The organism is Phenylobacterium sp. T106, from assembly GCF_057219735.1.
On the sequence record NZ_JBXVWA010000001.1, the window covers coordinates 116377 to 128137 of the forward strand.

General features: G+C 70.7%; 10 protein-coding genes. 4 read left to right on the top strand and 6 right to left on the bottom strand.

Annotated elements, in window-relative coordinates:
- The first annotated feature begins 8 nt into the window (after positions 1-8).
- Positions 9-1154, top strand: coding sequence for a bifunctional 2-C-methyl-D-erythritol 4-phosphate cytidylyltransferase/2-C-methyl-D-erythritol 2,4-cyclodiphosphate synthase (locus AC2D8W_RS00580; protein ID WP_484669896.1), 1146 nt, complete (start codon positions 9-11; stop codon positions 1152-1154).
- A gap of 29 nt (positions 1155-1183) precedes the next feature.
- On the opposite strand, the gene AC2D8W_RS00585 is transcribed toward AC2D8W_RS00580, so the two are convergent.
- Positions 1184-3469 carry a spermidine synthase gene (locus AC2D8W_RS00585; protein WP_484669897.1) on the bottom strand — a complete coding sequence of 762 codons (2286 nt, stop codon included), beginning with the start codon at positions 3467-3469 and terminating at the stop codon, positions 1184-1186.
- A gap of 82 nt (positions 3470-3551) precedes the next feature.
- Between AC2D8W_RS00585 and AC2D8W_RS00590 the strand changes: the two genes are divergently transcribed.
- A complete protein-coding gene (locus AC2D8W_RS00590; RefSeq protein WP_293479896.1) occupies positions 3552-4049 on the top strand; it encodes a CinA family protein in 498 nt (165 codons plus the stop codon).
- A gap of 2 nt (positions 4050-4051) precedes the next feature.
- Positions 4052-5392 carry an APC family permease gene (locus AC2D8W_RS00595; protein WP_484669898.1) on the top strand — a complete coding sequence of 447 codons (1341 nt, stop codon included), beginning with the start codon at positions 4052-4054 and terminating at the stop codon, positions 5390-5392.
- 17 nt (positions 5393-5409) lie between these two features.
- Here the strand turns inward: AC2D8W_RS00595 and AC2D8W_RS00600 are convergent, their stop codons facing one another.
- Together AC2D8W_RS00600 and lipA are read right to left on the bottom strand one after the other, a co-directional pair.
- Complete coding sequence (locus AC2D8W_RS00600) at positions 5410-5853, bottom strand: type II toxin-antitoxin system RatA family toxin (protein WP_293479799.1); 444 nt, start codon at positions 5851-5853, stop codon at positions 5410-5412.
- A gap of 1 nt (position 5854) precedes the next feature.
- Positions 5855-6820, bottom strand: coding sequence for a lipoyl synthase (gene lipA / locus AC2D8W_RS00605; protein ID WP_484669899.1), 966 nt, complete (start codon positions 6818-6820; stop codon positions 5855-5857).
- A 139-nt stretch (positions 6821-6959) separates the two neighbouring features.
- Here lipA and AC2D8W_RS00610 point away from each other — a divergent pair, with 139 nt between their 5' ends.
- On the top strand, positions 6960-8513 hold the full coding sequence (locus AC2D8W_RS00610; RefSeq protein ID WP_484669900.1) for an AMP-binding protein: 1554 nt from the start codon (positions 6960-6962) through the stop codon (positions 8511-8513).
- Positions 8514-8535: 22 nt separating this feature from the next.
- On the opposite strand, the gene lpdA is transcribed toward AC2D8W_RS00610, so the two are convergent.
- From lpdA to AC2D8W_RS00625, 3 genes are read right to left on the bottom strand one after another with little or no spacing between them, the layout of a single operon-like run.
- On the bottom strand, positions 8536-9927 hold the full coding sequence (gene lpdA / locus AC2D8W_RS00615; protein ID WP_484669901.1) for a dihydrolipoyl dehydrogenase: 1392 nt from the start codon (positions 9925-9927) through the stop codon (positions 8536-8538).
- Complete coding sequence (locus AC2D8W_RS00620) at positions 9927-10406, bottom strand: glutathione peroxidase (protein WP_484669902.1); 480 nt, start codon at positions 10404-10406, stop codon at positions 9927-9929. The genes lpdA and AC2D8W_RS00620 overlap by 1 nt, the downstream gene beginning before the upstream one ends.
- 10 nt (positions 10407-10416) lie before the next feature.
- Complete coding sequence (locus AC2D8W_RS00625) at positions 10417-11757, bottom strand: pyruvate dehydrogenase complex dihydrolipoamide acetyltransferase (RefSeq protein ID WP_484669903.1); 1341 nt, start codon at positions 11755-11757, stop codon at positions 10417-10419.
- Between the last annotated feature and the right edge of the window lie 4 nt (positions 11758-11761).

Consider the following 11761-nt stretch of genomic DNA (forward strand, 5'->3'; position numbering starts at 1 on the left):
GCCACGCGATGAAATTCTCCGCCGTCGTCGTTGCAGCCGGTGAAGGTCTCCGCGCGGGGCCCGGCGATCCCAAGGCCTGGCGCCTCCTGGGCGGACGACCGATCCTGCGCTGGTCGGTTGAGGGGCTCTTGAGCGCGGGGGCCGAGCAGGTGGTCGTGGTGGTGGCCCCGGACCGGCTTGCGCAGGTGGAGGGCGCGCTCGCGGGCCTCGCCGGGTGGACGGCCGTGGCTGGCGGTTCTACGCGCGCCGCATCCGTGCAGGCGGGCCTCGCGGCCCTGACGGCGGCGGATGACGACGCGGTCCTGATCCACGACGCAGCCCGACCCTTCGTCGCCCGTGCGCATGTCGAGCGGTTGCTGGCCGCTCTCGAGCACGCCGACGGCGCCATCCCCGCGACGCCCGTGCCCGACACGCTGAAGCGCGGCGACGGCGTGGTCACCGCGACCGTCTCGCGCGACGGCCTCTGGCGCGCCCAGACGCCCCAGGCGTTCCGGCACGACAGGCTGAAGGCCGCCTACCGGACCTGGCCCGCGGGCGAGGAGCCGACCGACGACGCCTCGGTGATGGAGCGGGCGGGCGGCGCGGTCGCCCTGGTGGCCGGCGACCCGATGCTGATGAAGCTCACCTACCCGGAGGACTTCCTGATGGCCGAGCAACTCGCCGGCGGCCAGCGCATCGTGCGCATGGGCCAGGGCGTCGACGCCCACCGCTTCGGTCCCGGCGACGCGGTCTGGCTCTGCGGCGTCCTCATCCCGCACGAGCATGGCCTGATCGGCCACTCCGACGCCGACTGCGGCCTGCACGCGCTGACGGACGCGATCCTCGGAGCGGTCGGGGACGGCGACATCGGCGAGCACTTCCCGCCCACGGATGAGCGGTGGAAGGGGGCCTCGTCCGACCGGTTCCTGAAGCACGCCGCCGACAGGGTCGCCGCCCGCGGCGGCCGGATCGTCAACGTGGACGTCACCCTGGTCTGCGAGCGGCCCAGGATCCGGCCTCACCGCGACGCCATGCGCGCCCGGATCGCCGAGATCCTGGAGATCCCGGTCGAGCGCGTCAGCGTCAAGGCGACCACGACCGAGGGCATGGGCTTCACCGGCCGCCAGGAGGGCCTCCTGGCCCAGGCCGTGGCGACCGTGGAGACGCCGGCCTAGGTCGCCCCGACGCCGACGTCAGGCCCGGCTCACGGCAGCCAGGTCCAGCGCCCCTTGAGGTTGGCGTAGAGGGCGCCGGCGAGGTTCGTGTAGTCGTCGGTCCAGGGCCGGGCCTTGAAGGGGTTGCCGTCCGCCCACTTGCCCGTGGCCTTGAAGGCGGCGAGCGCCTCGGGGTTGCGGGCCACGATCACCGCGTCCTCCGAGGAATCCCAGGTTCCCGGAGGGTCCTTGTCGGGCGCACGGTAGTTCTGCGCCAGGGCGTAGCCGCCGGCGGCGCGGGCCACGGCCTGGGCGGGGTTCATCAGGTCGAGGTTGCGGTTCGAGAGGTGCAGGATGAGCACGCCGTCCGGCCTCAACTTCGACAGGTAGCCCCGCACGGCCTCGACCGTCAGCAGGTGGGCGGGCACCGCGTCCGACGAGAAGGCGTCGATGAGCAGGATGTCGAAGCTGCCGGCGGGCTGCTTCGCCACGGTCAGGCGCGCGTCGCCGATCACATAGTCGACCGGGCTCTTGGCGCACCGGGTCGTGTAGCTGAAGTTCTCGACGCTCGTGGCGACCTTCACCACCAGGGGATCGATCTCGAAGAACGTGAGGTGGTCACGCTCGCGGACGTAGGCCGCGACCGAGCCCGTGCCCAGGCCGACGGCGCCGATGCGGAGGCCCGGGGCGGCTTGCTGCTTGAGGGCGAAGACCTGCCCGATGGGGGTGTTCGGCGTGTAGTAGACCAGCGGCTTGCACATGTAGCGCGGGTCCTGCGACTGCGCCCCGTGCAGGGTGGTGCCGTGGGCCAGCATCTTCACGCGCCCCACCGTGCTCACATAGGTCTCGGACTGCTTGAGGACGCCGAAGAAGCTGCGCCAGCTCTTGCGCGTGTCGGTCCGGTCGGCCGCCGTTTCGGCCGCATAGCTCAGGATCGCGACGATCGCGAAGATGAACAGCGCGTGGCGGCGCACCAGGAAGGCGGCCAGCACCGCCAGGACCAGCAGGGTCTTCAGGCCCATGTCGAAGAGTTCGGCCGGATCGAAGCGGCCGACGATCTCCTCGGTGGACATCGTACGGCTGGCGAAGGTGACCGCCACCGGGGTCAGGGCCGCGGCGGCCACGCCCACGATCAGCATCGCCCACGTCCAGATGGGGACCTTCTGCAGGTCGCCCCAAGGCCGCGCCAGGCAGGCCAGCGCCAGGACGATGGGATACTCCCACACGTCGTTGAAGATGACCGGCGCCAGGAAGGCGTTGAAGGCGCCCCCGACCACGCCGCCGAGCGAGAGGCAGAGGTAGAACTCCGTGAGGTGCGCCGGATCCGGCCGGCGCGCCACGAGCTGCTGGTGGCACATGAGCGCGGTGAGGAAGAAGGCCGCCAGGTGGACGAACAGCAGGAATGCGAACAGCGTCGAGCGGAACGGCAGGATCGCCGCGCAGGCGGCGATGGCCGCGGCCTGCAGGGTCAGCGTCACCTCCGGCGGGATGGCGGGCCTGTCCTGGAAGGCGATGATGAACGTGGTCAGGTAGAGCGCCAGCGGCAGCACCCAGAGGAAGGGCGCCGACGCCACGTCGGTGGTGATGTAGGTGGTCACCCCCAGCATCAGGCTGGACGGAATGGCCGCCAGCCCGACCCAGATCGCGCGCGTGCGCCACGAGGGGGGCGGCTCGGTCGTGATCGCCGCCTCAGCCGCCTCGGCGCGGACGCGTGAGACCGCCACCGCCAGGACCCCGATGACCACCACGAACAGGCCGTAGCCTGCGCTCCATCCCATGCGCTGCCCCACCAGCGTCATCGTGGGCTCGACCACAACGGGATAGGCCAGGAGCGCGATCAGGCTGCCAAGGTTGGACGCGGCGTAGAGCGCATAGGGCTCCTTGCCCTCGATGGTCCCGAGGGTGCGCGCATGCCAGGCCTGCACCAGCGGCGCGGTGGCGGAGAGGATCGCGAACGGGGCGCCGATCGAGAGCGCCAGGACCGCCAGCAGCCAGAGGTTGGGATGGTCGGACGAGGGCGGGCCTGCCAGCCCGTTCACCCGCAGGGGCAACGCCACGGCGGCGATCAGCAGGGCCGCGACGTGCGTCATGGCCTGGGCGCGGACGGACGGGATTCGCTGCAGGAGGTGGGCGTAGAAGTAGCCCGCCAGGAGGGCGATCTGGAAGAACGCCATCGAGGTGTTCCAGACCGACGGACTTCCGCCCAGCAGCGGCAGCACCAGCTTGGCGACCATCGGCTGGACCAGGAACACCAGCGCGGCGCTCGTGAACACCGTGAGCACGAAGAGCGCCGCGGGCGGTTGGCGGGCCGCAGGCGCGGCGGCGAGCGTGGTCATGGGTCTCGAATCGCCTTGAACGGAGTGGCCTGTCGATGCTCTGTGCAGAGCGGCGCACGGTAAAGGGGACCAAGGCATGTCGATGTTCAACCTGGAGATCGTCACCCTGGCCCGGCTTCTCATCGACGAGGCGCGCGAGCGTTCGCTCCGGATCGTCACCGCCGAGAGCTGCACCGGCGGCCTGGTGGCGGGCGCCATCTGCTCCATCCCCGGCTCGTCCGACGTGTTCGAGCGCGGGTTCGTCACCTATTCGAACCGGGCCAAGCAGGAGCTGCTGGGCGTGCCCGGCGACCTGATCGCCGACCTGGGCGCGGTTTCCGAGCCCGTCGCGCGCATGATGGCCGAGGGCGCGCTGGAAGCGTCCAACGCCCACATCTCGGTGGCCATCACCGGGGTGGCGGGTCCCGCCGGCGGGACGCGGCTGAAGCCGGTGGGCACGGTCCACATCGCCACGGCGCGGACGAACCAGCGGCTGGTGCACGAGGAGCACTTCTTCGAGGAGGAGACCCGCGAGGGCGTCCAGCTGGGCGCCGTGCAGGCCGCCCTGCAGATGCTGCGCGACCGCGTGACGTCGAAGTAGCCGTGACGGCAGACGGCGCGCCCTCGTCCGCCGAGCCGGCGGCCGCCGAAGGCCAGTTGGTCCGCGCCCTGCGTCGGCGCGACATCATCGGGTTCCTGCTGAACGTCATGCTGGGCGCGGGCATGCTGACCGCCCCGGCCAAGGTCTACGGCCTCGTCGAGGGCTGGGGCCTGCTGGTGCTGCTGGCCAGCGCCCTGGCCGTGCTGCCGGTGATCCTCTGCTTCGCCGAGCTCGGCAGCCGGTTCAGCGGCACCGGCGGGCCCTATCTCTACGCCCGCGCCGCGCTGCCGCCCTGGATCGCCTTCGCCTCGGGCTGGATGCTCTGGGTGGCCCAGGCGCTGGGCGCCGCGACCCTCAGTAACCTCTTCGTCAGCTACCTGGCCGGCTTCGTCCCCGCGCTGGGCGAGGGCGCGGGGCGGATCCTCGCCCTGGGCGCCGTCGGGCTCGTCTGCACGGGGATCGTCCTGGTGGGCATCCGGCAGGCGGCCGGCGCGAGCAACCTCGTCATCGCCGTCAAGCTGGCCTTCATCGCGCTCTTCCTGGCCGCCGTCCTGCCGTTCGCGCAGATGGACCGCCTCGCGCCCGCCGCGCCGCCGCCCGCGGCCACGCCCTTCATCCAGGCCATGCTGATCTTCATCTTCGGGTACTCGGGCTTCGAGCGCGCTGCGCTCGTCGCCGGCGAGGCGCGGGACCCGCGGCGCGACGTGCCGGCGAGCCTGCTCTTCGCCCTGGCCCTCGTGACGGCGGTCTTCGCCCTCGCCTTCGGGGCCTGCGTGGGGGTGCTTGCCGACCCGGCCGCCAACGATCGCCCCTTCGCCGAGGCCGGACGGACCCTCTACGGGCCGCTCGGCGCCGCCGTGGTCTCGGCGGGCGCCCTGGCCGTCACCCTCGGCACCCTCCTCGTGATCGTGGTCTCCATGCCCCGCAACCTGCTGGCGCTGGCCGAGCATGGGGAGGTTCCTGCGCTGCTCGCCAGGATCCATCCGCGCTGGCGGACGCCGCACGTGGCCATCGTGGTCTCGAGCCTCGTCGGCTTCGGCGCCGGCATGGCCAGCGACCTGCTGAGCGCGCTGACCATGTCCACGGCGGCGCGGCTCGTGGTCTACATCCTGGCCTGCGTCGCGCTGATCCGGCTGGTTGGCCGCGCCCAGGCGCCGCCCGCCGCCTTCCGCCTGCCCTTCGCCCGCGTCGCCGCCGTCTTGGCGATCCTGTCCATGGCGGCCGTGGTCGCGTTCGGGGCGACGAAGGAGCTTCCGGCGCTGGCCGCCGTCCTTGCGGCAGGGTTCGTCATCATGCTCGCCACCCGCGCGGCGCGCCGGAGGACGACCCCGCAAGGGTCCTGAGTGGGGCGGCGGCGCGCCTAGCCGTAGAGCGCCTTCGCGCGATCCTCGAAGCAGCGCATCAGGCGCTCCACCGCATGGTGGAAATTGGCGGCCAGGAGGCCGTCCAGCAGACGCGACTTGAACTGGAAGTCGATGTCGAACTCGATCCGCGTGCCGGCATCGTCCGGCAGAAAGCGCCAGCGGTTCACCAGCCTGCGGAACGGGCCCGAGAGCAGGTTGACGTCGATCTGCCGGGCGGCGCCGTCGCGCAGCACCCGGGTGGCGAAGCGCTCCTTCAGGAACGAGAAGCCGACGCCGGCCTCGGCGTCCAGCTGGTCGGCGTCGTCGCGGACCTGCCGCCGGTTCCACGTGCGCATGGCGGTGATCCAGGGCACGAACTCGGGGTAGCGGTCCACGTCGCCGACAAGCTGGAAGAGCTGGTCGGGCGTGTACGGCAGCACGCGCGAGACGTGGTGCTGCAACCTACGCCGCGTCCCGCGCCCGGCGCGCAGCCTGCAGCCGGGCGAAGTCCTCGTCGGCGTGGTGCGACGAGCGCGTCAGCGGGCTGGACGAGACCACAAGGAAGCCCTTGGCCCTGGCGATCTCCTCGTAGGCCCTGAACTCGTCGGGGTGCACGAACCGGTCGATCGGCGCGTGCTTTCGGGTCGGCTGCAGGTACTGGCCGATGGTGATGAAGTCGACGCCGGCGGACCGCATGTCGTCCATCACCTGCATCACCTCCTCCTTCGCCTCGCCCAGGCCGACCATGATGCCGGACTTGGTGAACTGCTCGGGATCGCGTTCCTTGACCCGTTCCAGCAGGCGCAGCGAGTTGTAGTACCGCGCTCCCGGGCGGATCGGCAGGTAGAGCCGCGGCACGGTCTCGAGGTTGTGGTTGAAGACGTCGGGTCGGGCGTCGATCACCGCATGCACGGCCTCGAGGGGCTTGCGCAGGAAGTCCGGGGTCAGGATCTCGATCGTGGTGCCGGGCGAGGCCGCGCGGATCGCTCCCACGACCGCGGCGAAGTGCGCCGCGCCGCCATCGGCCAGGTCGTCGCGGTCCACCGAGGTGATGACCACGTGGCGCAGGCCCATCTTGGCCACCGCATCGGCCACGCGGGCGGGCTCGGTGGGATCCAGCGGATTCGGCTTGCCGGTCGCCACGTTGCAGAACGCGCAGGCCCGGGTGCACACCTCGCCCATGATCATCATGGTGGCGTGGCTCTTGGACCAGCACTCGCCGATGTTCGGGCAGGCCGCCTCCTCGCAGACGGTGACCAGGCCGTGGCCCTTCACGATCTCGCGGGTGGCGTTGTAGCCGGCCGACCCCGGCGCGCGGACGCGCAGCCACTCGGGCTTGCGCAGGATCGGCGTCTCGGGACGGTTCTGCTTCTCCGGATGCCGCGGACGCGCAGCCTTGCCGGAGACGGTGTCGATGACCACGGCCATGGCCCCTAGATCGTCCGTCCGGCCCGCCGGATCAAGCGCATCGCGGGGTCCGGCCCGCGATCACGGCAGGTAACCAAGCTTTTCAGGGGGAACGGCGCTCTGTAGGTTCCCGCCAACGACAATATGGGAGCGATCGCCCTTGAGCGCGTTCGACAGCGCGGCTGCGCAGTCCACAATCTTCGACGCCCTGGTTGCTTCCGCGCGGAAGTACGGGGCCAGGAAGCCGATCCTGGAGGACCAGGAGCGTAGTCCCCTCTCCTACCTCGACCTGATCCGGGCCGCGTTCGCGCTCGGCCGCAAGATCGCTGCGTTCACCGCCAAGGGCGAGCGCGTGGGCGTGATGCTGCCGTCCAGCTCGGGCGGCGTGGTCACCTTCTTCGCCCTGCACGCCTTCGGCCGCGTGCCGACGATGCTCAACTTCACGTCCGGCATCCGGAACCTGAAGGCGGCCTGCGAGCTGGCGGGCGTCAAGACTGTGCTGACGTCCCATCGCTTCGTCGAGCAGGGCAAGCTGCACGACCTGATCGACGCCCTCGAGACCCTCACCAACGTCGTCTACCTGGAGGACGTCCGGAAGACCGTGGGTCTGTCGGACCGCCTGTTCGCCGCGGCCGCCGGGGCCCTGCCGAAGTCGTTCCGCGCCGCCACGCGGCCCAGCGACCCGGGGGTGATCCTCTTCACGTCAGGCAGCTTCGGCACGCCCAAGGGCGTGGTCCTGAGCCAGGCCAACCTGGTCTCCAACGCCAAGCAGGTGGCCGCGCACATCCGGCTCGACCCGAACTGGGTGTTCTTCAACCCCCTGCCGATCTTCCACTGCTTCGGCCTCACCGGGGGCGCGCTGCTGCCCATCCTCGAGGGGATGAAGGCGTTCCAGTATCCCTCGCCGCTGCACATCAAGCAGATCCCGCCGCTGGTGAAGGACACCAAGGCCGCGGTGCTGTTCGCCACCGACACCTTCCTGAACCAGTACGCCCGCTCGGCCGATCGCGACGAGCTGGCCGGCCTCACCTTCGTGGTCTGCGGCGCCGAGAAGGTCCGGGAGGAGACCCACAACCTCATCGCCGAGAAGTTCGGACCCATTCCGATCCTGGAGGGCTACGGCGCCACCGAGGCCTCGCCGGTGATCGCGGTGAACCTGCCGGCCGACAACCGGCGCGGCACGGTCGGCAAGCTGCTGCCGGGCGTGGAGACGCGGCTGGAGCCGGTGGAGGGCATCCCGGGCGGCGGCAAGCTGCTCGTCCGCGGCCCGAACGTCATGGCCGGCTACCTGAACGCCCAGGGCGGCGTGGACGCGCCGTCGGGCGGCTGGCACGACACCGGGGACGTGGTGTCGATGACCGACGATCAGTGGATCAAGATCCTCGGCCGCGTGAAGCGCTTCGCCAAGATCGGCGGCGAGATGGTCTCCCTCACCGCCGCCGAGGACCTGGCGTCGGCAGTGTGGCCCGACTGCCGCCACGCGGTCATCGCCCTGCCGGATCCCAAGAAGGGCGAGCGCCTGATCCTGGTCACCGACCGCCGCGACGCTGACGCAGCCCCGCTGGTGGCCTACGCCCAGCAGATCGGCGCGCCCGAGCTCACGGTGCCGCGCAAGATCATCAAGGTGCAGGAGATCCCGGTGCTCGGCACCGGCAAGACCGACTACCCCGCCATCCAGCGGATCGTCGACGCCGAGCTCCAGCGGGCGGCCTAGGCCCCCCTCCCGGGGAGGGATTTCAGATGTGCAGGACCTTGCCGTAGGCGTCGAGGGTCGCCTCGTGCATGGCCTCGCTCATGGTGGGGTGCGGGAACACCGTGGCGTGCAGCTCGGCTTCCGTGGCCTCCAGCGTCATGGCGATGGCGAAGCCCTGGATCATCTCGTTGACCTCGTGGCCGATCATGTGCGCGCCGATGAGCGCGCCGGTCCTGCCGTCGAACACCGTCTTGATGAAGCCGTCCGTCTCGCCGGCGGCGATCGCCTTGCCGTTCACGCGGAACGGGAAGCGGCCCACCTTCGGCTCCAGCCCCTGCTCCTTGGCCTGGGCTTCCGTGACGCCGACGGAGGCGATCTGCGGCGTCGTGTAGGTGCAGCCCGGGATCGGGGCGGTCAGGTTCGTGGGCTTCAGACCCGCGATGTGTTCGATGCAGTGCACGCCCTCGTGGCTGGCCTTGTGCGCGAGCCAGGGCGGTCCGGCCACGTCGCCGATCGCGTAGAGGCCCGGCACGCCCGTGGCGCCGTGGCTGTCGGTGACCACGTGGGTCTTCTCGACCTTCACGCCCAGGTCCTCGAGACCCAGGTCCTCGACGTTGCCGACGATGCCGACCGCCACGATGCAGACGTCGGCCTCGAGGGTCTCGGCCTTGCCGCCGGCCTCGATCTCCAGCGCCACGCCCTTGGCCGTCTTGCTGAGCTTCTTCACCGACGCCGGCACGCGGAACCGGATCCCGCGCTTCTCGAAGCTCTTGTGGGCGGCCTTGGAGACCTCCTCGTCCTCGACGGGCAGGATGCGAGGCATCATCTCGACCACTGTAACGTCCGATCCCAGGGCCCTGTAGAAGCTCGCGAATTCCATGCCGATGGCGCCCGATCCGATGACCACCATGGTTTTCGGCGCCGCCTTCGGAACCAGGGCCTCGCGATAGGTCCAGATGCGCTCGCCGTCGGGCTCGAGGCCGATGGCGGGGATGGTGCGCGCGCGGGCGCCGGTGGCGAGGATCACATGCTTGGCGGTCAGCCGCCGGTCGCCCACGACGACGGTCGGCGCGGCCTCGCCCTTCTCCAGCCTGGCGACGCCCTGGACCACCTCGACCTTGTGCTTCTTCATGAGGAAGCCCACGCCCGAGTTCAGCTGGGCGGCGACCTTGCGCGAACGCTGGACGACGGCGTCGAAGTCGAACGCCTTCTTCTCCACCGACAGGCCGTAGTCCTTCAGGTGGTCGAGCTGCTCGTAGACCTCGCCGGACTTCAGCAGCGCCTTGGTGGGGATGCAGCCCCAGTTCAGGCAGATGCCGCCCAGCTCGGCGCGTTCGACGATGGCGGTCTTCATGCCGAGCTGGCTCGCCCGGATGGCGGTCACGTAGCCTCCCGGCCCCGAACCGATCACGATGACGTCGAAGGCGTCGGCCATCAGAGGAGCCTCTCGATCGCGCCGTGCAGCGCCCTGGGTTCAACGGTGGGCGCGAAGCGTCCGACCACCTGTCCGTTCCGGTCGACCAGGAACTTGGTGAAGTTCCACTTGATGCCCTCGGTGCCGAGGATCCCCTTCTTCTGCCCCTTCAGCCAGACGTAGAGGGGGTGGGCGGAGGGGCCGTTCACGTCGATCTTCCGCATCAGGGGGAAGTCCACGTTGTAGGTCACCGAGCAGAAGGTCTTGATCTCGTCGGCGTCGCCCGGCTCCTGCGCGCCGAACTGGTTGCAGGGAAAGCCCAGCACGACGAAGCCGCGGTTACGGTGCTTGCGGTACAGGTCCTCCAGGCCGCCGTACTGGCGCGTGAAGCCGCACTGGCTGGCGGTGTTCACGATCAGCATCACCTTGCCGCGGTAATTCGCCAGCGGCGCCGGCTGCCCGTCGATGGTCTCGGCCGTGAAGTCGTAGATCGTGCTCATGCCAGCCCCCTCAGGCGATCATGGTCAGCGGCTCTTCGATCAGCGCCTTGAAGGCGGCGAGCCAGCGGGCGCCCACCGCGCCGTCCACCACGCGGTGGTCGCAGGTCAGTGTGACGGACATGACGGTGGCGATGGCCAGCTCATCGCCGCGCACCACGGGCCGCTTCTCGCCGGCGCCCACCGACAGGATGGCGCCCTGCGGCTCGTTGATGATCGAGGCGAAGGTCTTGATGCCGAACATGCCGAGGTTCGAGACGCTGAAGGTGCCGCCCTGGAACTCCTCGGGCTTCAGCTTCTTGGTCCGTGCCCGCTCGGCCAGGTCCTTGGCCTCGGTGGCGATCTGGCCCACGCCCTTGGTCTCGGCGGCGCGGATGATGGGGGTGATCAGCCCGCCGGGCACGGCCACCGCCATGGCGATGTCGGCGTGATGGTGCATGGCGATGCCTTCGGGCGTGTAGCTGGCGTTGGCCTCGGGCACGCGCTTCAGGGCCACCGCGGCGGCCTTCATGACCATGTCGTTCACGCTGACCTTGATCCCGTCCTTCTCGAGGATCTGGTTGATGCGCGCCCGGGCGGCCAGCAGCGCGTCCAGTTCGATGTCCACGGTCAGGGGGAAATGCGGCACGTCGCGGAAGCTGTCTGTCATCCGCCGCGCGACCGTCTTGCGCATCCCGTCCAGCGGAATGAGGTCGTAGCTGCCGGGGGCGATGCCCATCTGTTCCAGGGTCTTGTGCTCGCGCGGCGCGGCGGCCGGCGCCGGCTTGGCGGCCGGCGGCGCCTCGGCGGCGGCGGGTGCGGGCTTCGCCGCCCCCGGCTGGGCCTTGTCGATGTCGGCCTTCACGATGCGCCCGTGCGGGCCCGAGCCCTGCACCGCGGCGAGGTCGATCCCCTTCTGCTCGGCCAGGCGGCGCGCCAGGGGCGAGGCGAAGATGCGGCCCTCAGATCCTCCCCCGCTCGCGGGCGAGGGGGACCGGGAGGGGGCGCTGGGGCCGGCCGCAGGCGCGGGTGTCGGGGCTGGGGCCTGCGCCCCCTCCGACGCCTTCGGCGCCGCCGGCGCGGGGGCGGAACTTGCCGCCGCGGCGGGCGCGGACGCCGACGCGGCGGGCTCACCCTCGCCGGAAAGGCGGGCGATGGGCGTGTTGACCTTCACGCCCTCGGTTCCCTCGGCGACCAGGATGTCCTCGACCACGCCCTCGTCGACCGCTTCGACTTCCATGGTGGCCTTGTCGGTCTCGATCTCGGCGATCACATCGCCCGAGCTGACCTTGTCGCCCTTCTTGACGTGCCACTTGGCGAGCGTGCCCTCCTCCATCGTGGGCGAAAGGGCGGGCATCAGGACGTCGATGGGCATGTCG

Bases quoted from the DNA above. Each gene is read 5' to 3' on its own strand.
- AC2D8W_RS00580 (WP_484669896.1), top strand. From the start codon at position 9: ATGAAATTCTCCGCCGTCGTCGTTGCAGCCGGTGAAGGTCTCCGCGCG.
- AC2D8W_RS00585 (WP_484669897.1), bottom strand. From the start codon at position 3,469: ATGACCACGCTCGCCGCCGCGCCTGCGGCCCGCCAACCGCCCGCGGCG.
- AC2D8W_RS00590 (WP_293479896.1), top strand. From the start codon at position 3,552: ATGTTCAACCTGGAGATCGTCACCCTGGCCCGGCTTCTCATCGACGAG.
- lipA (WP_484669899.1), bottom strand. From the start codon at position 6,820: ATGGCCGTGGTCATCGACACCGTCTCCGGCAAGGCTGCGCGTCCGCGG.
- lpdA (WP_484669901.1), bottom strand. From the start codon at position 9,927: ATGGCCGACGCCTTCGACGTCATCGTGATCGGTTCGGGGCCGGGAGGC.
- AC2D8W_RS00620 (WP_484669902.1), bottom strand. From the start codon at position 10,406: ATGAGCACGATCTACGACTTCACGGCCGAGACCATCGACGGGCAGCCG.
- AC2D8W_RS00625 (WP_484669903.1), bottom strand. From the start codon at position 11,757: ATGCCCATCGACGTCCTGATGCCCGCCCTTTCGCCCACGATGGAGGAG.